The organism is Streptomyces sp. WAC07094 (genome assembly GCF_036320405.1).
In the GTDB taxonomy this organism is placed as follows: Bacteria; Actinomycetota; Actinomycetes; order Streptomycetales; family Streptomycetaceae; genus Streptomyces; species Streptomyces lannensis.
In genome coordinates this window covers 161423-183414 of sequence record NZ_JAVMJZ010000001.1, presented here as the reverse complement: position 1 = coordinate 183414, position 21992 = coordinate 161423, and the positions used below count along the sequence as shown (strand labels likewise).

Sequence of the window (21992 nt, the reverse complement as noted above, 5' to 3'; positions counted from 1 at the left end):
TGACGGGGTCTTTGGGTACCCGCGGGCACCGGAACCGTGCCGAGTGGGGCTTGCGCTCAGTAGGAACGCGGCAGTCCCAGCACGTGCTGGCCCAGGAACGCCAGGATCATGTTGTTGTTGACGGGCGCCACCTGGTAGACGCGCGTCTCGCGGAACTTGCGCTCGACGTCCCAGGTGTCGACGAAGCCGTAGCCGCCATGGGTGTCAAGGCAGACATTGGCGGCCTGCCAACTCGCCTCACTCGCCAGGAACTTCGCCATATTGGACTCGGCCCCGCACTTCTCGCCGGCGTCGAAGAGAGTAGCGGCACGCGTACGCATCTGGTCAGCCGCCGCGACCTGCGTGTACGCGCGGGCAAGGGGAAACTGCACTCCTTGGTCGGCTCCCGTCGGGTGGCCGAAGATGTTGCGCTCCTTGGCATAGGAGATCGCCCGGTCGAGGAACCAGTAGCCGTCACCGATGGCTTCCGAGGCCAGCAGGATCCGCTCGGCGTTCCAACCATCGATGACGTAGCGGAAACCCTTGCCCTCCTCGCCGATGAGGCTGTCGGGGGGGATACGCATCTCTTTGTACCAGACCTGGTTGGTTGCGTAGTTGAACATCGTCCGGACCGGCTCGACAACCAGTGTCTCGGGCTGTTCGGCGCGGATGCGGCGCAGGTCGACGAGGAACAGGCTGATGCCCTTGGTCCGCTCCGCGGGATCGTCCGGCAGTGGCTCGGTGCGCGCCAGAAGCATCAGAAGGTCGGACTGGGCGATGCGGCTGGTCCAGTTCTTGTGGCCCGTGACAACGTACTCGTCCCCGTCATGCACGGCGGCAGTCCGGATCTGCGGGGTGTTGGAGCCGGCCTCCGGCTCGGTGATGGAGAACGCCTGCAGCCGCAGTCGACCGCTCGCGATCTCCGGGAGGTAACGTTGCTTCTGTGCGGCACTACCGTGCCGCAGCAGAGCCCCCATGGTGTACATCTGCGCATGGCAGGCCGCTGAGTGCCCGCCCGATCGATTGATCTCCTGCATGATGATGCTTGCTTCGGTGATTCCTAGCCCCAACCCGCCGTACTCAGTGGGGATGAGTGCCGACAGGTAGCCGGCTTCCGTGAGGGCCTGGACGAATTCCTCGGGGTAGGCGCGCTCCCGGTCATAACGACGCCAGTACTCGTCGTCGAAGGTCTGGCACAGCTTGCGGACTTGCGTGCGCAGTTCCTCGTGCGCCCTTTCGTTGTCCTTGACGGCGATGTCTTTCACGGGAATCGAGGTCTCACTCATCGATGCTCCTGGACGTATTCTCTGTGCACGGTTTGGGAGCAGCCCCAGTTCACGGGCGGGCGACTTCCCCGGATCAGTGCAGAATCCTGGCGCGACGTGCCTGGAAGACGAGCCTGTCGCGGTGATCCGGGTGTGCGATCGCGATCAGGGCGGAGGCCCGCTGGGAGATACTGCGCCCGCTCAGCTCGGCCACGCCGTACTCGGTGACGACATGGTCGACGGTGTTCTTCAAGGTGGTGACCGGGCTCGCATCGCCGAGTTCGACGTTTATGCGACTGGTGCCGTCGCTGGTGGCGGCATGGGTGACCAGGAATGCCTGCCCCCCTGGCGAGTACAGCGCTCCACGCGAGAAGTCCGCCTGGCCCCCCGAGCCGGACCAGTAGCGACCAGCGATGGTCTCGCTCGCGGCCTGGCCCATGAGGTCGACCTCGCTCGTGGCATTGATCGCAACCATGTTGGCTTCGTTGCCCACGACACGCGGGTCGTTGACCCAGTCGACAGGCATCATGGACACCGAGGCGTTGCCGTCGAGCCAGTCGAAGAAGCGGTGCGTCCCGATGCAGAAACTGGCGACGTGCTTGTTGCGATGCTGCTTCTTGCGCGTGCCGGTGATGACGCCCTGTTCCACCAGGTTCATCACCCCGTCTGACATCGCTTCGGTGTGGACGCCGAGATGACGGTGATCTGCCAGGGCCGCCAGTAGGGCATTGGGAATCCGACCGACGCCGACCTGCAGACACGATCCGTCACGTATGCGTTCAGCGACGAGTTCCGCGATGCGCCGGTCGCGCTCGTCGGGTACCGCCGGTACCGTCTCCTCGAGCGCGTAGTCGGCACGGCACCAGCCTGCGACCTGGCTGATGTGGACCTGGTTCTGCCCGAACGTGCGCGGCATGCGCGGGCTCGCCTCGAGGAAGAACGGCACCTCGCCGATGAACGATGAAACGTAGTCGGCATTCGTGCCCAGGCTGAAATACCCGTGTTTGTCGGGGAGGCTGGACGCGGCCAACATCAAGCTGTGACGGGTGTGTTTCCTCAGCAGTCTCGGCACCTCACTGAAGTGCGCCGGCACGAGCTCGCACAGGCCGTTCCAGTAGGCGTGCCTGTCGCCCGGCCCGAGGAAGTAGCTGACATGCGTCAGACGGCCAGGAAACTTGCCCACAATGTAGGGACGTTCCACCGACGGATCCATCTGATGGATCCGCACGTCTTTGAACTGTTCAGCGTGCCGTTCCAGTGCGTCGATGACCGTGTGGGGCTCGCCGTGGTGGATGGGGACGATCAGGTCCGCACCGTCGTCGACAAAGCTGAGGACGTCGTCAGCAGTTCCAGGCCGTTCCACGCTTGCCCATGCGTCCCTGGTCATGGCTCGTTCCCCTTGGCTGAGAATGCCAGAACTCTCTCAGCGAGTTGAAGGCGGGGCTTGTCGACCATCTCGCCGTCCACGCGCACAGCGGCCCCGTCAGCTTTGCCGGCGGCCTCCACGGCGCGCCGTGCCCAGGCCACTGTCTCCGGGGAGTAACCGAAGGCCTCATTCACGGGGGTGGTCTGACGAGGGTGGACGCACAGTTTGCCCGCGAAGCCGAGCCGGCGGGCCCGCCCGGCGTCACGACCGGCCGCCGCTGGATCGTCCAATTCGGTAGTGACACCGTCGACCGGGCCGGGCAACCCCGCAGCGCGCGAGGCGATCACCAGCGTGGATCGGGCGTACAGGAGAGTGGTGTCGTCCGTTTCCGCATCGATGTCGAGGCCGAAGTCGAGGCTGCCGAAAGCCAGCCGGACGGAGGGGACAGCAGCAGCGATCTCGCCGGCGTTCTGCACTCCCGACGCCGTCTCCACCAGGGCAACGACCGGGATCTGCGGGCCGAGGAGCGCTGCTGCAGCGGCCACGTCATCGGCGGAACCGGTCTTCGGCAGGATCACGCCCAGAGGTGGGCAGCAGTCCCGCAGGGCCGCCAGGTCGTCCTTGTACCAAGGGGAGTCGGCGCCGTTGACCCGCACGAATATCGCAGAGGAGGTCGCAAACTCGACGACATTGTCGCGTGCCGCTGTCTTGTGCTGGGGAGCGACCGCGTCCTCCAGGTCGACGATGACGGCATCAGCGTCGCTGTCCAGGGCTTTCGCGAACCGCTCCGGCCGGTCTCCCGGCACGAACAGCCACGACCGGGAGTGCACGGCCTGCGCACGAGTGGATGGGGTGCTGTTCGGAAGAGTGCTCATGCCCCCTCCTCCAGTCCGGCAGCACGCCGCGAACGGTCGTCCCAAATGGGCCTGGCGGCAACGAATCTCGGACCATGACCACGTCGGTACACCATCAGAGTGCGCTCGAAGGTGATGACGATCTTGCCGCTTTCCGTATAACCGACCGTGCGCACGGTCACAATGCCGATTTCGGGGTGAGAGGCCGATTCTCGGATCGCCAGGACCTTCGACTGGGAATACACCGTTTCTCCCTCGAAGAGTGGGTTGGGCATCCGCACCCTGTCCCAACCCAAGTTGGCCATCACGTGCTGGGACACGTCCACGACACTCTGGCCCGTGACGAGCGCCAAGGTGAAGGTCGAGTCGACGAGCGGCTTACCGAACGGCGTCTGCGCCGCATAGTGATGGTCGAAGTGGAGCGGCGCGGTGTTCTGTGTCAACATGGTCAGCCAGCTGTTGTCGGTGGAGAGGACCGTTCGCCCCAACGGATGGCGGTAGACGTCACCCACCTTGAAGTCCTCGAAATAGCGGCCCGTCCAGCTGACCGTCGCCTCGTCGTCGGGCGCTGGTTCGGTCGTGTCTGGGAGTCCCATGGCTATCTCCTCGTTCCTGGTAGCCATCGTGGAACGCCCGGCTTCATGCGTCCAATGAGTGTTTTGCGCTCAACTCATGCATCCGGCGCATAAGGCTGCGGGCGGCGTCAGTCGCATCGGCCGGAGACGACGAACTCGGCGAACCTCGCGGGCACCGTTCCGAAGCGGGATGTAGGCGACCTCGGGGTCAGTACGGTTCGGGAGTGGTGACGGCACGATCGCGACGCCGAAGTCGGCGACCAGCAGAAGTTCCATCGAGATGATCCCTGTGCCCGCCGGTGCCACCGTTCGTCCATCAGTCGGCGCAACTCGAACTCGGGCTGCAAAGTGATACAGGGCTCCGCTTTCGCGCCTCCCCAACGCCAGACTCTGCGCCTGGTCGGCGCATGGGTCCGCGGGACGGCCAAACACAGCTGCTCCCGCGCAAGAATGTGTCACGAGAATTCGGACGAATCGGGACGAGGACTGATCACCGCGACGTCGGCATGATGGACTTATAACACCTCAAGAGTCTCGTGGCCTGCCGGGTGACGCAATTCGAAGCGTATCGCTGGAGCCTCTGCCGGATAGCGCTTGAGCACTTGAGGAATCAGCCAGGTCGGGGCCGAGTGAAGCAGCGCCGGCTGAACGAGCACCGGCGCAGGATCGTTGAGGGCAGTGATGCGCTCGCTCGCCGCCGCTAGTTCTGCTACGTCGCGCGTGATTCAGGTGAGGGGCATCCGCTGGAGTGGCCGCTTGCGCGTTGCCGAAATGACCAGCGAGGGAGGTGTACAGGCCGCTCGATCTTGTCTGTCTCACCCGCCCGTCACACGGGCACGCCGGCATTCGCCAGGGCCGTCGCGCTCCGCCTGCGGCTCGGCCCCGTAGCGGTGATGCATCAGTCCCGCCGCGCACACCACGAGGAGGGGTACGGTCCACCACGGGCTGCCGATCGACACGGCCGGCATCCCCACCCCAAGTAGGCGACGGTACTGACGATGAGCAACTGCGCGCCGTACGGGTCCAGGTGAACGGCTCACCGACGACATCCCTTGCCCAGCCCACGCCGCCGACCCACCCTCCGCCCTGCCGGAGCTGGTGTCGTGCGACGCGTCTGGAATCCACCATCTCGCAGGGCCCGAAGCCATCCTTTCTGTTCGGCGGCCGGCGGCCGGCGTGGTCAGCGGAAGGCGGCCGCGACCAGTTCCTTCTGCTCGACGGCGTGCCGTCGGGCGGAACCAACGGCGGGGGCCGGCGCCTGGGCTCGGCTGATGCATCCGATGGGACGCTTCGTCAGCCGCTGTATGCGTGGACCCAGGAAGGGCCAGGCACCCTGGTTCTCGGGCTCTTCCTGCACCCACAGCACCTCGGCGTCGGCCGGATAGCGTCCGAGCTCCGTGCTGAGTTCGTGTTCCGGGAACGGGTACAGGCGCTCCACACGCACGATCGCGGTGTTCGACAGGTGCGAGTTCCGCCGATGGGCGTCCAGGTCGTAGAAGACCTTGCCGGAGCACACCAGCACGCGTTCGATCCGGGCCGGGTCCGCCGTCTCATCCGGCAGGACTGCACGGAAAGCGCCCGTGGTGAACTCCGTCAGTGTGGAGGTCGCGGACTTCAGCCGCAGCATCGACTTCGGAGTGAATATGACCAGCGGCCTTCTGTGCTCGCCGAGAGCGTGCTGTCTGAGCAAGTGGAAGTAGTTGCCCGGCAGGGATGGCATGGCGACGGTCATGTTCTCCTGTGCGCACAGTTGCAGGAATCGTTCGACTCGCGCGGAGGAGTGGTCCGGTCCCTGCCCCTCCAAGCCGTGCGGGAGCAGCAGCGTCACCCCGGAGCGTTGTCCCCATTTCTGTTCGGACGAGGCGATGTACTCGTCGACCACGGTCTGGGCCCCGTTGGCGAAATCGCCGAACTGGGCCTCCCACAGCACCAGAGTTTCGGGCCGTGCCAGGGAGTAGCCGTATTCGAAGGCCAGTGCCGCCAGTTCGGACAGCATCGAGTTGCAGGCTGCGAATTCGACCGACGCACCGAGGGAGTTGAGCGGTGTGTGTTCGATGCCGGTGCGGCGGTCGGTGAGTACGGCGTGCCGTTGCCCGAACGTGCCGCGTTGGGAGTCCTGTCCTGCAAGCCGTACAGGAACCCCGTCAAGGAGCAGCGAGCCGATGGCGAGGGTTTCCGCGGTGGCCCAGTCGATGGTTCCCGCATCAAGCATCGTGGTGCGCCGCTGCAACTGCGGCAGAACACGCGGGTGCACGGTGAAACCCGGCGGCAGATCGGTTTGCGACGCGATGACGTGCCGAGCCGCCGCCTCCGTGATTGCGGTGCTCACTCCGGGGGGCAATCCGTCGTCGCCGACGACGGCGAGGAGTCCGGGGGAGTCGGATGCCGACGCCGCCTGGGTTTCCACGAAGGCCCGTTCCAGGCGTTCCCGATAGTCCCGCAGGGCGCCTTCGACCTGCTGCTCGGTGATGTCCCCTCGGCGGACCAGTGCCCCGGCGTACAGCCTGCGCACCGAAGGCCTGGCATCGATGCGGTCGTACATCGCCGGCTGCGTGATGGACGGGTCATCGACCTCGCTGTGACCGTGGCGCCGGTAGCAGATCAGGTCGATGACGACATCCTTGTGAAACGCCTGACGGTAGTCGAAGGCCAGCTGTGCGACGCGCACGACTGCCTCGGGGTCGTCTCCGTTGACATGGAAGATAGGGGCCTCGACGGTCTTCGCCGCGTCGGTGGCGTATGTGCTCGAACGGCCGTGGGTGGGCGAGGTCGTGAAGCCGAGTTGGTTGTTGATGATGATGTGAACCGTCCCGCCGGTGCGGTAGCCCGGCAGCTGTGACATGTTCAGCGTCTCACCCACCACGCCCTGCCCCGCGAAGGCGGCATCCCCGTGGACCAGGACGGGCAGGACGGACGAGACGTCGCCGGCGCCTGCCACCTCCTGCTTCGCTCGGACCACACCCTCCGCCACCGGCCCCACGATCTCCAGATGCGAGGGATTCGCCACGACGGAGACGGGCATGGCACCACCGTCGGGAGCACGGTAGGTCCCTTCCGCACCGAGGTGGTATTTCACATCCCCGGACCCCTGGACCGACCGGATGTCCACCTCGTCCTCGAACTCGTGGAAGATCTCCGCGTAGGACTTGCCGACGATATTGGCCAGAACATTGAGCCGGCCACGGTGTGCCATGCCGATGACGGCCTCCCGGGCCCCGTTCCTGATGGAGCGGCGCAGCAAGGCGTCCAGCAGCACGATCGCGGACTCGCCGCCCTCGAGTGAATACCGCTTCTGGCCCACGTACTTGGTGTGCAGGAACGTCTCGAACGCCTCGGCTGCGCCAAGCCGGTAGAGGATCTGAAGTTGTTCGGCGCGGTCCGGGCAGCGGTGGGGCGTCTCGAGCCGCTGCTGGACCCAGTGGCGTTCTTCGAAGCTCTGGATGTGCATGTACTGGGTCCCAAGAGAGCCGCAGTAGGACTCCCGCAGGACGTGAAGGACGTCGCGAAGCGTCATGACGTCCCGTCCGGCGAAGTCGTCGACGACGAAGGCCCTGTCAAGGTCCTCGGTGCCCAGTCCGAACGCCGTGATGTCGAGCCCCGGGTGTGCGTCCCGCTGATGTGTCGTGAGCGGGTCGGTGTCGGCCATCAGATGCCCGCGCACGCGATACGCGTGGATGAGTGCCGCGACGCGGACCGCCTTGACCGCCGAGCCGTCGGCAGCGTCACTCGTGGTGTTCGTCTCATGACGCGTCGGTGTCATGGCTGATGGAGACCTGAAGAACTCCCTCCACGCCTCGTCGACCGAAGTCGGGTCATGGAGGTACCGCTCGTACTGTTCTTCCACGAGCCACTCGTTGAGGCCGAATTCCTGCCCATGGAGCACCGGCTGTCCGGCGTGGGGTTGCGACGCCACGGTGTGGATCGCCTTCTTTCCTCGCTGCATACGACCAATGGCGGACGCGGCCGGTTTGGCTGATCGTTTCCATCCTGCCCGGGGCTACCGCCTCCCGCATGTGCTGGGGAAGCAACCCTCTCGGACCGCGTCGTAGTACCGAGGCTATGACAAGGGGGGATATGAGCAGGCCGAGCGAAAGTGCCATAACGGCGGCACATGAGGACATGGCGTCGAGTCTGCGCATCGTGCGTGGAATGCTTCGACCGTAGTACCGAGGTCTGTCTTCTCGGCACCAGGTGTCCTGATCCGATGGCGTGGCGCCCACACCGAGGACCGCTACCGATCAGACGCCGGCTGTGGGTATCGATCATCACGACCTCGGGCCACGGTGTCGAGTGGAGGGATATATGTGGCAGATGGCAGATCGTGGTCGGTCTGTGACACTCGGTGACAGACGCCCGTCATTCGAACCATGGCGCCCCTTCCTGTGCGGCGGTGAGGCGCCGCTCCCGGTGGGCCGTCGGTCCGCTGTCGCGGTTCCGGTCACCCGACGAGAAGGCCGCCCGGCGTACACCACCGGGGCTGTGCATGTCCGACACCAACAGGCAGGACAATGGGAATGACCGCAGACGGCAACCTCGACCACTTCCGACCCGAGCTCGTCGTCATCCCGTGCGGCAGCAGCAAACTGAGCCGAGCTGCACGGGCGGCGGACATGTACATCGGCTCCTATCACCGGGCGTGCCGCAAAGCCGCCGATGCACTGCAACCTGACCGGGTGCTGATTCTCTCGGCACGCTACGGCCTGCTCGACCTCGACGACGTCATCGAGCCCTATGACACATCCCATGGCACGACCGACGCCATAACGGCCCACGCTCTCCTCGAGCAGGCCACCGCACGCGACATCGTGTTCCTCGACCCCGTGGTGGCCCTCGGCGGCGCACGGCATGTCAGCCTCGTCCGCTCAATCTGGCCGCACGTTCTGGCGCCGCTGGCCGGAGCAGGCGGCATGGGACGCCAAATGGCCCGGCTCGCGGCGATGAGCAAGGGGTCGGAGGCGGACCTGACGTGATGCCGTGCGCGGCGCCTGGAGACGGTTCGAGCCTTGGCAGCCGCGGGACCCGTGTCACCACGGGGGAGGGGCATCGCGGCATGGCAGTGCGCAAGCCCGATCAGGGCGCCGTCCGGTCGGCCGAGTGCATCGGCAAGGTGACCGCACGGCGCCCTACCCAACCGCGGCCCTGGTGAACTTCCCCTGCCGTAGGTCTACTTGACCCGCAAGGTCTCGACTTCGGCGGCCAGTACCGCCATATCGCGGACGTGTGCGTAGTACTCCGCCGCGTACGCGTCTTCGATCGCGGGGAGCACCCTTTCGAATGCCGCTGTGAGCCTCGTCAAGCCTGCGCGGCGCTTCTGATCGAGCGGGCCGTGGAGGACGCTGGAGGCGTATCCGTAGGCGTCCGCGTCGAGCAGCACCATGTCGTGGTCTTCGATGTCCAGGCCGCGGAAGCTCGGGGGAAACGGCCTGGCCATGTGCTCGGCCAACATCTGCGACAGCGCGTCGAGCTTCTTTTCCAACATGCCGGACATCCTGTCAGGGCCCGCATGCGGCGGGGTGCGGCTCGACCTCGGCGCGGTGAATCCATGCGGTAACAACCCCAGTTGCCGAATCCCACCTCAACCAGGTGGCACGCTCGCCGTCGGTCATCTGCTCGGACGTGGTTGCCTTCGGCATCACCGCGGAGTGCGCGTGACGCACTGAATGCGCTCGCGGCAACAGGAGTTGCTCAGTCCACCTCGTGCGTCAGCGTCGGATCAAAGGCGTTCTGACCGCTGCCGTTGAGCGTGAGGAGCGAGGCCTGCGCCGGGTATCCCGCAGTGACGACGGTGTAGCGGTCGCTTTCGAGATCGCTGAACGAGTAGGAGCCGTCCTCGCCGGTCAGCGTCATGGCGACGACATCGCCTGCCGGGTCGAGAAGCGTGACACGGGCATCGGAGACAGGACGGCCGCCGGCGGTGGTGCGGACGGTCCCCCTGAGCACGGTCGCTCCGCTGGGCGCCTCCTCCGACTCGGCGGCGCGTCGACGCGCGTGCCCGCCGGGGGATCGACGCCGCATGTGCCCGTGCGCGTGCCGCACGGACTGACCTGACACCACCACCCAGGCGACGACGAGTGCTCCATAGAGCACCACCGCCACCCATGCGAAAACATCCGAACCGGTTCGCACCGCCAGGGCGCCGGTGGCCGTCACACAGGCGCCGACCGGGAAGATGAACGACCACCATGTGGGGGCGAAGGGCAACCCCGCCCGGATCGTGCGTACGGTCAGCCCCGTGGCCAGCACGAGCCACAGCATGGTGAAGCCCCACACGACGATCCCGCCCAGCAGCGCGAACACCGCGGTGCCCCGCGCGTAGGGTGCGGGCAGCGCGCTCGGTGCCGCCGCAGCCAGTGCGCCGAGCGCGGTGACCGACTGGCCCAGCGCTCCCGCGCCGATCCATACCGTGGGCACGACCGTTCCGGTCGGTGCTTCGTGGTGCACCAGGCGGCCGTAGATCATGGCCAGCACCAACAGTGCCGCCACAAGGCCGAGTCCGAGCATGGCGTAGCACCCCAGCAGCAGGGCGAGCCGGAACTGCCCTGCCGGTGCATGAGGGACCAGCAGCGCGCCTGTCGCTGCCGACACCATCGGCGGCACCACCGGCATCAGCCAGCCTCCGAACGCCGCGTCCGGCGCGAAACGGTGCCGCGTGACCATCAGATAGGGCACCGTGCACGCCGTGACGAGGCCGAGCACGGTACCCAGCGACCAGAACACCCAGTCCACGTCCAGCGCAGCCTGAGGCCCGAGCAGCCTGCGGCCGAGCAGCAGCGTCCCGGCTCCCACCGTGAGCAGTGCCATGGGCGGCGCACCGAAGAACTGGGCCATCACCGGGTCACCGGCGTGCAACCGCAGCGACCGCTGGCGCAGGTAGCCGACGGCCAGCAGGGTCAGCAGGAGCGCGGCTGCCAGCCAGACCACCAGGGCAGCGGTGTGCAGCCAGGGCAAGCTCCGGGGCAGGGTGACCGCCGCATTGGCGACGATGCCCGTGCCCATCACGGCCGCGAACCAACTGGGGCCGAGCAGCGAACGCCTGATCGTGCTGCTCGCAGGCGCCGGCGGACCGGCACTCGGGGAACGATTCATTCCCCAAACCCTATGGTCGGGCTGGGGTTCCACCGTCGATCATGTCTTGATGCGAGCGCGGCATGGCATACATCGAGCGACCCTCCTGCGGCCGTTTCAAGAAGGAGCCCCGGCCTGGCTGCGGACCGCCGGCGCGGTGCCGGGATCAGGCATAAGTACGGCAGTCGAGCCCAGTGCCCAAGTCGAGGTCGTCCGGATCAGAGCACGCGCTGTCGGCGGCCGAGCCAGGTCTGGGCAACGATCACCAGTGCCAGGAAGGCCCCGCTGACCACCTGTTGATAGGCGGAGTCCAGTGATCCGATCTGGTTGATGACGTTCTGAATCACCTTCAGCAGCGCCACGCCCACCAACGAGCCGCTGATGAAGCCGAAGCCACCGGTGAGCAGGGTGCCGCCGATGACGACGGCCGAGATCGCCTCGAGTTCCATGCCCGTGCCGAGGATCGTCACACCCGAGGCGAGCCACGCCGCGTTGAGGGCACCGGCTAGGCCCGCACACAGTCCCGACAGGGTGTAGACGGCGACCTTCGTCCGGGTCACGGGCGCGCCCATCAGGGCTGCGGCGTCCTCGTTGCCGCCGACGGCGTACACGTACTGACCGAACCGGGTGCGCCTGAGGACGAGGGCGCCCAGCGTGAACAGCGCGACGGTGATCCAGACCGGCACCCCGATCCCGAGAAGCGAGCCCTGGCCGAGCTCGACGAAGAACGAGTCCTTGTCCACCAGGTATGTCCGTGACCCCTCGTCGGTCAGCGCGAGGAGGACACCGCGCGCCGCGAGCATGGCGGCGAGGGTGACGATGAACGGGGCGAGTCCGGAGCGTGCGATCAGCAGTCCGTTCACCAGACCGACGAGCCCGCACACGGCGAGCGGCAACAGCAGTGCGACAGCGGTCCCGTACTGCGAACCCCAAGCGGCGAGGACCCCGCCCAGAGCGAACAGCGAGCCGACGGACAGGTCGATACCACCGGTGACGATCACGAAGGTCATGCCGAGGGCGACGACGGCGAGGAACGCCGACGACAGCGCCATGTTCTCCAGGTTGTCGCCGGTCAGGAAGGTGTCGAAGGCGAGGGAGGCGATGATCATGGCGATCACGAGGGTGACCAGTGCGCCGTGTTGCTGGGCGAGCGCGCTCAGGCGTTCGGATCCGGTCGTGCCGGGCGGGAGGTCGTCGGCGGTGGTGGCGAGGGCGTCTTCGGTCCCCATGGTGGCTTCCCCGGTGTCGGTGGTCATTGCTTCCCTCGCTCACGTGCTGCGTAGACGGCACCGACGATCACCACGGCCTGCGCGATCTGCGTCCATGACGGCGGCAGGTCGTGCTTGATGAGCGTGGTGGTGAGCAGTTGGATCAGTACGGCGCCCGCGACCGTTCCGCCGATGCGGACGCGGCCGCCGCTGAGCGGGGTACCTCCGACCACCACAGCGGTGATGGCCGACAGTTCCATCAGCGTGCCCAGTGAGGTGGGATCGCTCGCGGTGAGGCGAGCGGTGGCCAGCACGCCCGCGACTGCCGCCAGAGCGCCCGAACACACGTAGACCACGATCAGAACCCGTCGCACGGGCAGTCCCGCGAGACGCGCGGCCGGCCGGCTGTCTCCGACGGCCAGCAGGCGGCGGCCGAACGTGGAGCGTTTGACGGCGAACGCCACGAGCAGAGCCAGGATGGCGGCGATCAGCACCAGATACGGGATGCCCAACACGTCTCCGGAGCCGAGGGCTGCCATGCCGGGATTGCGGACGTCCTTGAGCTGGGGGAGCAGGACCAGCGCGAGACCACGGGCGCCGACCATCAGCGCGAGCGTGGCGACGATGGGCTGCACGCCCACGAACGCGATGAGTGCCCCGTTGGCCGCGCCGACCAGGATGCCGCCGACGACCGCGATCAGCGTGGCGATCCAGGGCCCGTAGCCCAGGTAGAGGGACAGCAGCGACGTGGACAGGGCCATGACCGAACCGACCGACAGGTCGACGCCCTCCGTGCCGATCGCGAGGGCCATGCCGAGGGCGACGATCAGCACGGGGGTGACCTGCACGGCCTGGGTTCGGAAGTTCTCGGCGGATGCGAAGTGCGGGGTGAAGGCGAAGTTGAAGACCAGCAGAACCACGACTCCGCCGTACACGCCGTAGTTCTGCAGGAGGCGCAGCGCCCGGTCGCGGTCCACTGTGACGCGGGCGACGCTGACGTCAGCCATGCGGCCCTCCCTCGGGTACCTCGGCGATCGCGCGCATCAGTTCGTCCTCGGTGACGGCGTCTCCGGTGAGTTCGCGTACCACGGCACCGTCCTTGAGTACGACCACACGGTCGCTGCCCTCGATCAGTTCCTCGGTGTCGGAGGAGATCAGCAGGACGGCCAGGCCCTCGTCGGCGAGTTCGTCGACGAGTGCCTGTACTTCCGCCTTGGCGCCCACGTCGATTCCGCGGGTGGGCTCGTCCAGCAGCAGGACTTTGGGGTGCAGGGCTAGCCAGCGGGCGAGGAGCACTTTCTGCTGGTTGCCGCCGGACAGTTCGCTGACCTTCTGGTGAGAACTCGAGGCCTTGATGCGCAGCCGCTTCATGAAGGTGTCGACGATACGGTCGATCCGTGCGTCGTCCACCAGGCCGAAGCGCGACAGGCCCGGCAGCGCCGCGAGTGCGATGTTCTCCCGGACCGACAGACCCGGCACGATGCCTTCGGCCTTGCGATCCTCGGGCAGCAGGCTGATCCCGGCGCGGATCGCAGCCGGGGTGGAGCCGGTGCGTACCGGTGCACCGGCCACCACGACCCGGCCGCCGTCGACCGGCAGAGCGCCCGCGATGGCCCTGGCGGTCTCGCTGCGTCCGGAGCCGAGCAGACCGCCGAGTCCGACCACCTCGCCGGGACGCAGGGAGAGCGAGACGCCATGCAGTCGGTGACGGGCCGTCAATCTTGCTGCCTCGAGCACCGGTTCGGCGGCGGCGTCATGGGACCCGGCGAACTTCGTCAGACCCTCTCGGCGGACCTCTCCGATCTCCCGTCCGAGCATCAGCGACACCAGATGCAGCCGGTCGAGGTCGGCGAGCCGTCCGGTGTGCACGACCGTGCCGTCGCGCAGGACGGTGACCGCGTCGCAGATCTCGTACAGTTCCTCCATGCGGTGGCTGACGTAGACGACCGCGATGCCTCGTTCGCGCAGCGTGCGTATCACCTCGAACAGCGTGCTCACCTCGCGGGGCTCCAACGACGAGGTGGGTTCGTCCATGATCACGACTCGGGCGTCGACCGCCACGGCCCGGGCGAGCGCGACCATCTGTTGTGCGCCGACGCCGAGTTCACGCAGGGGGCGGCGGACGTCGACCCGGATGCCGAGGCTCCGCAGGGTCTCGTCCGCCTCACGGTGCATACGGCCGAAGTCGATCAGGCGCAGCCGACCACGTGGTTCGCGGCCGAGCAGGAGGTTGCGGGCCACGCTCATCAGCGGGACGAGGTTGACCTCCTGGTAGATGGTGGAGATGCCCGCCTGCTGAGCCTGCAGGGGAGTGGCGAAGCGGACAGGGGTGCCGTTGTACGTCACCTCACCGGCATCGGGCCGGTACACGCCGGTGAGGACTTTGATCAGTGTCGACTTGCCGGCGCCGTTCTCGCCGACCAAGGCGTGCACCTCCCCGGCGTGTGCGGTGAAGTCCACATCGGACAGGGCCCGCACGCCGGGGAAGGATTTGCACAGTCCTGTGACCGCGAGCATCTCAGTAGGCCTTGCCCAGGTCGGCCTTCGCATTGCTCTCGGTGTAGGAGCTGTCCTGGATGACGATGTCCTGCGCCACTTCCTGACCCTGAGTGAAGGTGTCCAGCGTCTGGAATGCCAGCGGTCCGAAGCGCGGGTTGGACTCGATGACCCCGTCGATCCAGCCGTCCACGATGCTCTGAACGGCGTTGCGGGTTCCGTCGATCGTCACGATCTTCACGTCACCGGGCTTCTTGCCGGCGCCCTTGAGGGCGTTGACGGCGCCCAGTCCCATCTCGTCGTTCTCGGCGTAGATGCCCTTGATCCCCGGCTTGGACTGGATCAGGTTCTCCGTGACGGACTGGCCCTTCTCGCGGGCGAAATCGCCCGTCTGCCGGAAGACGATCTCGAGTCCTGGCGCCTTCTCCTTGATGCGGTCCTCGAAGCCCTTGGTGCGTTCGGTGGTGACGTTGTTGCCCGCGGCGCCGAGCAGGATGGCGACTTCTCCCTTGCCGCCGGTCGCTTCGATCATCTGGTCGGCGGCCCGCCGGCCCTGCTCGACGAAATCGGAGCCGATGAAGCTCACGTAGTCCTTGCAGGCGGCGGCGTTGATCTTGCGATCGATCGTCACGATGGGGATGTGCTTGGCGGATGCGGTGCGCAGCACCGGCTCCCAGCCGTCCGAGTTGAGGGGGGCGATGACCAGCAGATCGGCGCCCTTGGCGATGAGGTCCTGCACGTCGCTGATCTGCTTGGAGAACTGCGACTGGGCGTTGGACGTGAGGAGCTTGACGCCTCGCTTCTGGGCCTCGGCCTTGATGGACGCCGTCTCCGCGATTCGGAAGGGGTTGGCCTCCTTCTCGGACTGGGAGAAGCCGACCGTGGCGGACTTCAGGTCCACCTTCGCGCCACCGTAGGAGTCGATGGTGCAGCTCGGCCCTGAACCGCCGCTGGGTGAGGCGACAACCTGGCCGGGATCCTCCTGCTGGGCGGAGGCCTTGTCGTTGCCGGAGCTGTCTTCGGACTTGGCGCATCCGGCGGTGAGCGCCAGACCGGTGACGAGGCCGGTGGCGAGCAGTGTCCGCACGGAGGCGCGACGCAGTGGTGCGATGTGCTTCATGAGTACCCCAAACGGCGTGGCCCCGGCGCTCGGAGCGCTCACGGGGAAGGACGGCTCTTGCGGTCAACTCGGCGTGCACGTCGTTCAGAGGAGGTTTTTACATCGTTGGAAGGCGCCTGTAAACCCTGCCGTCCGAAATCTCGGCCCAACGGAACGGACGGCAGTCAGCGGCGACCGAGGGTGCTCTCCCGCTCCACCAGCCGGAATTCCGCGATGAGTTCACGTCCGCCCGGCTCGCTGCGCCCGGACAGGCTGCGCAGCAGCGAGGCGACCGCCATGCGTGCGATGGCCTGTTTGTCCGGCGCGACGGTGGTCAGCGACACGGCGCCGAACCGGCTCTCGGCGATGTCGTCGAATCCCGCCACGGCGATGTCCCACGGCACCCGCAGTCCGCGCTCGTGCAGCACCCGCATCGCTCCGATCGCGATCAGGTCGTTGAACGCGAAGACGGCATCGGGCCGCACGCCCGCGTCGAGCAGCCTGGCCATGGCCCGCGCGCCGTCGTCCCGGTCCCAGCCGTCGACCGGAACCACCAGCTCGTCCGGGGCCGGCACCCCTGCCGTCTTCAACTCCTCACGCCAACCGACGAGTCGCAGGTGGGCCGGACGGTTCGCGGAGTCCGTACGTGCGCCGAGGTAGGCGATGCGGGTGCGGCCTCGGCTGAGCAGATGGCGGACTGCGGCACGCGCGGCGGCCACGTTGTCGATGGCGATGTGGTCGTGCGGAGCGTCGTACTCCCGCTCGCCGAGCAGGACCAGAGGCACGTCGTCCGGCCGGCCCTGGAGGTCCTCTGCCTCCAGCTCCAGAGGGCTGAGGATGAGCCCGTCGATCACCCGGGCCCGGAAGCCCTGGCTGACGAGGACCTCCTGCTCGCGCCGGCCACGGGTGTGGTCGAGCAGGACCGTGAAATCGTGCTCGGCGGCCGCGTCGATCACCGCGCCGGCCAGCTCGGCGAAGTAGGGGTTGCCGAGCTCGGGGACGGCGAGCGCGATGATGCCCGTTCGGCCCTTGCGCAGGTGCCGAGCGGTGAGGTTCGGCCGGTAGCCCAGTTCGTCGATGGCCTGCTGGACGCGGGCCCGCATCGCTGGCGTGACGTGCGGATAGTTGTTCACGACGTTGGACACGGTCTTGATCGAGACGCCGGCTTTTTCGGCCACGTCCTTCAGGCTGACCCGCAACGGATCTCCTCGGCATCGATGGGAGCTCCTGACCTCGGAGCATTGTCATGGCCCTGGACAGCGGCCGGGAGCCGTGCTCTCATGCCAACTGCCGTGCTTCCAACGTTGTACAGACTGAAGCAGTGAGCCGCCACCCTTCCTCAGTCAAGGAGGATCCGTGCGCATCAGACCAGTCGGACGTCGTCTGACTTTACTGCTCGCGGCTGCCCTGAGCATTGCAGGGCTGGCCGCGACACCGACCGCCACCTCAGCCGCGACACCCGTGGACGACCCCGTCGAAGTCCACGGCCTCAAGGGGGAGTACTACACGCAATCCGCCCCAGGAGCCTTCGACTTCGCCCAGCTCAAGGCGACCGGATTCGACCCACAACTCGACTTCGGGTCCCTGGAGTCCCGCCTGAACTCGGCCACCGGACAGTCGGACGACGTCAGCGTCCGCTGGACCGGGCGCGTCGTGCCGGAGAAGACGGGCCCCACCACGTTCTCGATCATCGGAGACAACGGATTCCGGCTCTGGGTCGACGGCCGTCTCGTGATCGACCACTGGGTCGACGACTGGGACCGTGAACAGACCGGCGAGCCGGTCGAGTTGACGGCAGGCAAGGCGTATGACATCAAGGTCGAGTACTTCGAGCACTACGGGGGCTCCAACCTCCACGTGCGCTGGACCCCACCGGGCGGGACCAAGACCGCGATCCCGCAGTCGGCGTTCCTCCTGCCCGAGGGCTACGACTACGACGGCGCCATCGCCACCACCGTCCAGCGCGACGGCCGAACCCTCCAACTCGACTTCGCACAGGCGCTGAACGCCCCGCCGACCGGGCTCGTCAACCATCTCGACGCGGTCATCGGCGGAGCCACCTGGCCACTGGGCACCGTCCGCCTCGACCCGGCCGACCCCAAGTCCCTGCTCGTGTCCCTCAAGGAACCCGTCGTCGGCAACAAGACCGGCACCGCGCCGGGCCTCGCGGACGTCCGCTACGACGGCCAAGGCGGCCTGACCGACAAGAACGGCAAGGAAGTCGGCGCGTTCTGGAGCAGCGGCGCTAACCGTTCCACCTACGAGCTGCGCACCAAATGGGCCGATGACGTCACGCCGGCCAACGCCCACCGCGAGTACCCGCGCCCGCAGCTCACTCGCGACGCCTGGCAGAACCTCAACGGCAGCTGGCAGTTCGCCGCGGCGACAGCGGGCGAAAAACCGCCCGTGGGCCGCAAGCTCGCCGAGCAGATCCTCGTCCCCTACCCCGTCGAATCCCAGCTCTCGGGCATGGAACGGCACGAGGACCGGATGTGGTACCGCCGCACCTTCACGGTGCCCCCGGGTTGGAAGATCGGCGACAACAAGCGGCTGCAACTGAACTTCGGCGCCGTCGACTGGCAGGCCGAGGTCTATGTCAACGGCACCAAGGTAGCCGAACACAAGGGTGGCTACGACAAGTTCAGTGCCGACATCACCGACGCCCTCAAGCCCGGCCGCGGCCAGGAACTCATTGTCGGTGTCTACGACCCGACGGATGCCGCGAACGGTGAGAACCCGCCGATCGGCAAGCAGCGCCTCGACCCCAGCGGCATCTGGTACACCCCGACCTCCGGAATCTGGCAGACGGTATGGCTGGAGCCCGTGGCGCGCGACCACGTCGACCAGCTGAAGCTGACCCCGCATGTCGACAGCGGCACTCTGACCGTCGAACCGCAGGGCGGACGCGACGGCGTCAGCGTCACCGCAACGGCCTACGACGGCAAGCACAAGGTGGCCACCGCCACCGGCCGCACCGGCGAGCCGCTGACCTTGCGGATCCCGCACGCCCGCCTGTGGTCACCCGACCACCCGTTCCTCTACGACCTCAGAGTGAGCGTCGGCGCCGACCGCGTCGGCAGCTACTTCGGTATGCGCTCCATCGAGGTGCAGAAGATCGACGGCGTCCCTCGTACGGTCCTCAACGGCAAACCGGTCTTCATGATGGCCACACTCGACCAGGGGTTCTGGCCGGACGGCCTGTACACCGCACCGAGCGACGAGGCCCTCGCGTACGACCTGAAGATGCACAAGAACATGGGCTTCAACGCCGTCCGCAAGCACATCAAGGTGGAACCCGACCGGTGGTTCTACTGGGCCGACCGACTGGGCCTGCTCGTGTGGCAGGACATGCCGGCCATGACCGCGGGTGTGAACCCCTCCACGGCAGCCCGCACCGAGTACGAGCACGAGATGAAGGAGATGATCGACGAACACATCAGCAGCCCGGCAGTCGTCATGTGGGTCGTCTTCAACGAGGGCTGGGGCCAGTACGACATCGGCCGTGTCGCCTCACAGGCCAAGTCGTGGGACCCCAGCCGTCTGGTCAACAACATGTCGGGCCTCAACCTCGGCAACGACGGCGGAGCCGGCGACATCATGGACGAGCACGGCTATCCGAGCCCGGCCCTGCCACCGCACCCGGACGGTCAACGGGCCCTGGTCAGTGGAGAGTACGGGGGTCTGGGCCTCGGAATACCCGGCCACGCCTGGTCGGTGCAGCAGTCGTACGTCGACGTCGACCCCACGACCTACACCGACGACTACCTGCAGAAGCTGACCGAAGTCCACGCACTCGCGTGCCGCGGCGGCAACGGAGCGGTCTACACACAGATCTCGGACGTCGAGGGCGAGCTCAACGGCCTGTTGACGTACGACCGCAAGGTGGTCAAACCCGATGTCGCGCGGGTGAAGGCGGCCCAGGACGCCCTGATCGACGATGCGTCACGGCCGGTGCCGGCGGGGTGCGTGTGACAGCCGGGCGGAACCTTCCGACGCCGAGTCGGACGGCAGTCCGTCGCCGTCCGTAACCGTCACTGAGCCGGACCGCCCGCGCCCGCACCGTCAGGGCGCGGGCGGACCGACGAGATGCGGCGCAGCGTGCCGCCACAGCCGGCCCCATGTGCCCGGACACAGGCGGCACCTCAGGAACTCGGCGCCGCCGATGCGACGCCCGGCCGAACGGCCGGACGCCGCAACAGCCCACGTCAGGACAGCAATTCACGTCCGGCCGGCGAGGCGACCGTTCGGCCGAAGTGCCGGGCGAAGAAGCGGACCGCGCTGTCGGCCTCGAACCGGGGCAACTCCTTGTGCCTGCCCGCGTTGGCGTGCAATGTCTTCTCCTTCGAGGCGAAGGCGTCGAACAGGGCAAGACCCGCCTCGCGCGGAATGTGCTCGTCGTCCCACTGCATGTCGAACTCGATCGGGATGGTGATCTGCCGGGCCTTCTCGGCGAGCACATCGGGCCAGTGCTGACCGAAGACCGCGGCCGTGATCCTGGGTTCGACCGCCACCAGCGGCACACCGATCGCGGTGCCCATATTGATACCGAAGTAGCCGACCGGCCCGTCGGCGCCGATCTCCGGAACCTCCTGGAGGGCGTCCAGGGTCGCCCGCCACTCGGGCACGGCGAGTTCCGCCAGATGCGCGTTGTAGCGGACGACGATCGGACCTTCCGGTTCGCCCGCGGACCTCGCCCGGTACAGGGCGGCGATCTCCTGCTCGTCATGTGCCGTGCGCGGCCGGTCGCCGTGCCCCGGTGCGTCGATGACCGCGACGTGGAAGCCGCAGCCGGCCACGAGGCGCTGTGCACGGCCCGACATGGCCGGTGCCTTCTTGTGGGTTCCGCCGCCGTGCCCCATCAGCACCAGAGGCGCACGATCGGCGCCCGAAACCGGAGACCAGAGCACGCCGGGGATGTCACCGACGGTGAAGCCGCGCTCGAGCATGCCGTCCAACGACGACTCGGCAGTGAACTGCAAGGAATGCATAGGTTTGTTGCCTTTCGGAGGCGCCTTGTTGTGGAGGCACTCCCGGCGACACCTATGTCGATCGCCCGGCCGTGACGAAAAGCGGGAGCACCCACGTCGATACAGCGTTCATGGGTCTCACCTCCTCGCGTCCTGTCACGGTGACCAGGACGCTACAAGACCGATCCGCGTCCCGTCCAACTCTTTCCTCGCCCAGGCGCACATGTTCCGGCGAACGCGTGCCAGGTGTCGCCGAGACCTCACAGGTTCCGCTACGACTCCGTACCGGTGCCATGGTTGAAGGCTCCGTCGGTGAGGACGGGCACGATCGCGCTCGCGTTGAGCTCGGTGGCGATGACCACATCGTCGGCGAATCCGCTCCTGGCCAGTTCGATACCGGAGGAACAGGCAGCCACGGCACCGGCGACGTCGGGAGTGTGTGTGAAGCAGGCCCGTGCGGCAGCCGCCTCGGGGGACAGTGGGCCGGCGCCTCGCGACTCCAGTTCGGCGATGATCGCCCCGGCGCCCAGCAAGTCCTCCAGCGCAGGTCGCAGACTTCCGTCCGGCCACCGCTCACCAGCAGCGATTACCGCGAGGGGTCGATCACCGGTCCCGTAGCCGCGCCGGGTCAGCCATCGCCCGACAGCTGTGGCGTTACGCAGCGAGGCCGCCACCACCGATGAATCGCCTGCCGCCGCGGCGATGGCGGATCCGTTGGGAGAGGGGAGCACGAGCCGGGCGGTGAACGGTGCTTGCCGGAGTGCTGCCGGGGACAGCGACCAAGGTGAGCTCGAAGTTGCGGCTCGTCGCCCTACGGCCAGCGCCGCTGCCTTGCTTCGGGCAAAGGCGGACGCCGTCTCGTCACGCCACGCATAGGGGAAGACCCGGGTTCCTGCCTCGACGGCCACGGTCACCGACGTCGTGAACGACAGCACGTCGACCACCACCAGGCACGCGGCATCCTGCGCCAACTGCCGGGCGCCCGTGGGGCCCCACTCGAATCGGACTCCATACCCCTGCTGCAGGAACCAGTCGCTCATGGCGGTCGAGTCTGGCATCGCTTGGACCAGCCGGGAAGGCTGTCCGGTGTTCGTGGGCCTGGCCGCCGGCCATCCTCG

General features: G+C 67.2%; 16 protein-coding genes. 2 read left to right on the top strand and 14 right to left on the bottom strand.

Annotated features, from left to right (window positions below):
- Positions 1 to 56: 56 nt before the first annotated feature.
- From RCR19_RS00870 to RCR19_RS00850, 5 genes are all read right to left on the bottom strand, one after another.
- The gene (locus RCR19_RS00870) at positions 57 to 1265 is read right to left on the bottom strand and encodes an acyl-CoA dehydrogenase family protein (RefSeq protein ID WP_331263243.1); all 1209 of its coding nucleotides are present in this window, start codon (positions 1263 to 1265) and stop codon (positions 57 to 59) included.
- A 73-nt stretch (positions 1266 to 1338) separates the two neighbouring features.
- On the bottom strand, positions 1339 to 2631 hold the full coding sequence (locus tag RCR19_RS00865; protein WP_331263242.1) for an acetyl-CoA hydrolase/transferase C-terminal domain-containing protein: 1293 nt from the start codon (positions 2629 to 2631) through the stop codon (positions 1339 to 1341).
- Positions 2628 to 3485 (bottom strand): CoA ester lyase, encoded by an 858-nt coding sequence (locus tag RCR19_RS00860; RefSeq protein ID WP_331263241.1) that lies wholly within the window; start codon positions 3483 to 3485, stop codon positions 2628 to 2630. The genes RCR19_RS00865 and RCR19_RS00860 overlap by 4 nt, the downstream gene beginning before the upstream one ends.
- Positions 3482 to 4060: a MaoC family dehydratase gene (locus RCR19_RS00855; RefSeq protein ID WP_331263240.1), complete on the bottom strand. Its 579-nt coding sequence runs from the start codon at positions 4058 to 4060 to the stop codon at positions 3482 to 3484. The genes RCR19_RS00860 and RCR19_RS00855 overlap by 4 nt, the downstream gene beginning before the upstream one ends.
- Before the next feature lie 1159 nt (positions 4061 to 5219).
- Positions 5220 to 7982, bottom strand: a complete 2763-nt coding sequence (locus RCR19_RS00850) for a multifunctional oxoglutarate decarboxylase/oxoglutarate dehydrogenase thiamine pyrophosphate-binding subunit/dihydrolipoyllysine-residue succinyltransferase subunit (RefSeq protein WP_331263239.1) — start codon at positions 7980 to 7982, stop codon at positions 5220 to 5222.
- A gap of 571 nt (positions 7983 to 8553) precedes the next feature.
- Between RCR19_RS00850 and RCR19_RS00845 the strand changes: the two genes are divergently transcribed.
- Positions 8554 to 9009, top strand: coding sequence for a DUF6884 domain-containing protein (locus tag RCR19_RS00845; protein ID WP_331263238.1), 456 nt, complete (start codon positions 8554 to 8556; stop codon positions 9007 to 9009).
- Between the two features lie 194 nt (positions 9010 to 9203).
- On the opposite strand, the gene RCR19_RS00840 is transcribed toward RCR19_RS00845, so the two are convergent.
- The 7 genes from RCR19_RS00840 to RCR19_RS00810 form a co-directional block, all read right to left on the bottom strand.
- Positions 9204 to 9518: a hypothetical protein gene (locus tag RCR19_RS00840; protein ID WP_331263237.1), complete on the bottom strand. Its 315-nt coding sequence runs from the start codon at positions 9516 to 9518 to the stop codon at positions 9204 to 9206.
- Between the two features lie 206 nt (positions 9519 to 9724).
- On the bottom strand, positions 9725 to 11125 hold the full coding sequence (locus RCR19_RS00835) for a carboxypeptidase regulatory-like domain-containing protein (RefSeq protein WP_331263236.1): 1401 nt from the start codon (positions 11123 to 11125) through the stop codon (positions 9725 to 9727).
- A gap of 197 nt (positions 11126 to 11322) precedes the next feature.
- Positions 11323 to 12333 carry an ABC transporter permease gene (locus RCR19_RS00830; RefSeq protein WP_331263235.1) on the bottom strand — a complete coding sequence of 337 codons (1011 nt, stop codon included), beginning with the start codon at positions 12331 to 12333 and terminating at the stop codon, positions 11323 to 11325.
- 23 nt (positions 12334 to 12356) lie between these two features.
- Entirely contained in the window at positions 12357 to 13319 is a 963-nt protein-coding gene (locus RCR19_RS00825; protein WP_331263234.1) for an ABC transporter permease, read from the bottom strand.
- On the bottom strand, positions 13312 to 14829 hold the full coding sequence (locus tag RCR19_RS00820; protein ID WP_331263233.1) for a sugar ABC transporter ATP-binding protein: 1518 nt from the start codon (positions 14827 to 14829) through the stop codon (positions 13312 to 13314). The genes RCR19_RS00825 and RCR19_RS00820 overlap by 8 nt, the downstream gene beginning before the upstream one ends.
- Before the next feature lies 1 nt (position 14830).
- Positions 14831 to 15928 (bottom strand): ABC transporter substrate-binding protein, encoded by a 1098-nt coding sequence (locus tag RCR19_RS00815; protein ID WP_331263232.1) that lies wholly within the window; start codon positions 15926 to 15928, stop codon positions 14831 to 14833.
- Positions 15929 to 16092: 164 nt separating this feature from the next.
- Positions 16093 to 17106 (bottom strand): LacI family DNA-binding transcriptional regulator, encoded by a 1014-nt coding sequence (locus RCR19_RS00810; protein ID WP_331263231.1) that lies wholly within the window; start codon positions 17104 to 17106, stop codon positions 16093 to 16095.
- 157 nt (positions 17107 to 17263) lie between these two features.
- On the opposite strand from RCR19_RS00810, the gene RCR19_RS00805 reads away from it, so the two are divergent.
- Complete coding sequence (locus RCR19_RS00805) at positions 17264 to 19879, top strand: PA14 domain-containing protein (protein ID WP_331263230.1); 2616 nt, start codon at positions 17264 to 17266, stop codon at positions 19877 to 19879.
- A 233-nt stretch (positions 19880 to 20112) separates the two neighbouring features.
- On the opposite strand, the gene RCR19_RS00800 is transcribed toward RCR19_RS00805, so the two are convergent.
- Together RCR19_RS00800 and RCR19_RS00795 are read right to left on the bottom strand one after the other, a co-directional pair.
- Positions 20113 to 20895 carry an alpha/beta hydrolase gene (locus RCR19_RS00800; protein ID WP_331263229.1) on the bottom strand — a complete coding sequence of 261 codons (783 nt, stop codon included), beginning with the start codon at positions 20893 to 20895 and terminating at the stop codon, positions 20113 to 20115.
- Positions 20896 to 21146: 251 nt separating this feature from the next.
- Entirely contained in the window at positions 21147 to 21914 is a 768-nt protein-coding gene (locus RCR19_RS00795) for a 2-phosphosulfolactate phosphatase (RefSeq protein ID WP_331263228.1), read from the bottom strand.
- Positions 21915 to 21992: the final 78 nt, after the last annotated feature.

Excerpts from the sequence above, each read along its gene's own strand:
- RCR19_RS00825 (WP_331263234.1), bottom strand. The coding sequence starts at position 13,319 with ATGGCTGACGTCAGCGTCGCCCGCGTCACAGTGGACCGCGACCGGGCG.
- RCR19_RS00855 (WP_331263240.1), bottom strand. The coding sequence starts at position 4,060 with ATGGGACTCCCAGACACGACCGAACCAGCGCCCGACGACGAGGCGACG.
- RCR19_RS00860 (WP_331263241.1), bottom strand. The coding sequence starts at position 3,485 with ATGAGCACTCTTCCGAACAGCACCCCATCCACTCGTGCGCAGGCCGTG.
- RCR19_RS00845 (WP_331263238.1), top strand. The coding sequence starts at position 8,554 with ATGACCGCAGACGGCAACCTCGACCACTTCCGACCCGAGCTCGTCGTC.
- RCR19_RS00840 (WP_331263237.1), bottom strand. The coding sequence starts at position 9,518 with ATGTTGGAAAAGAAGCTCGACGCGCTGTCGCAGATGTTGGCCGAGCAC.
- RCR19_RS00795 (WP_331263228.1), bottom strand. The coding sequence starts at position 21,914 with ATGAGCGACTGGTTCCTGCAGCAGGGGTATGGAGTCCGATTCGAGTGG.
- RCR19_RS00830 (WP_331263235.1), bottom strand. The coding sequence starts at position 12,333 with ATGGGGACCGAAGACGCCCTCGCCACCACCGCCGACGACCTCCCGCCC.
- RCR19_RS00870 (WP_331263243.1), bottom strand. The coding sequence starts at position 1,265 with ATGAGTGAGACCTCGATTCCCGTGAAAGACATCGCCGTCAAGGACAAC.
- RCR19_RS00835 (WP_331263236.1), bottom strand. The coding sequence starts at position 11,125 with ATGAATCGTTCCCCGAGTGCCGGTCCGCCGGCGCCTGCGAGCAGCACG.
- RCR19_RS00850 (WP_331263239.1), bottom strand. The coding sequence starts at position 7,982 with ATGCAGCGAGGAAAGAAGGCGATCCACACCGTGGCGTCGCAACCCCAC.
- RCR19_RS00800 (WP_331263229.1), bottom strand. The coding sequence starts at position 20,895 with ATGCATTCCTTGCAGTTCACTGCCGAGTCGTCGTTGGACGGCATGCTC.
- RCR19_RS00820 (WP_331263233.1), bottom strand. The coding sequence starts at position 14,829 with ATGCTCGCGGTCACAGGACTGTGCAAATCCTTCCCCGGCGTGCGGGCC.
- RCR19_RS00815 (WP_331263232.1), bottom strand. The coding sequence starts at position 15,928 with ATGAAGCACATCGCACCACTGCGTCGCGCCTCCGTGCGGACACTGCTC.
- RCR19_RS00865 (WP_331263242.1), bottom strand. The coding sequence starts at position 2,631 with ATGACCAGGGACGCATGGGCAAGCGTGGAACGGCCTGGAACTGCTGAC.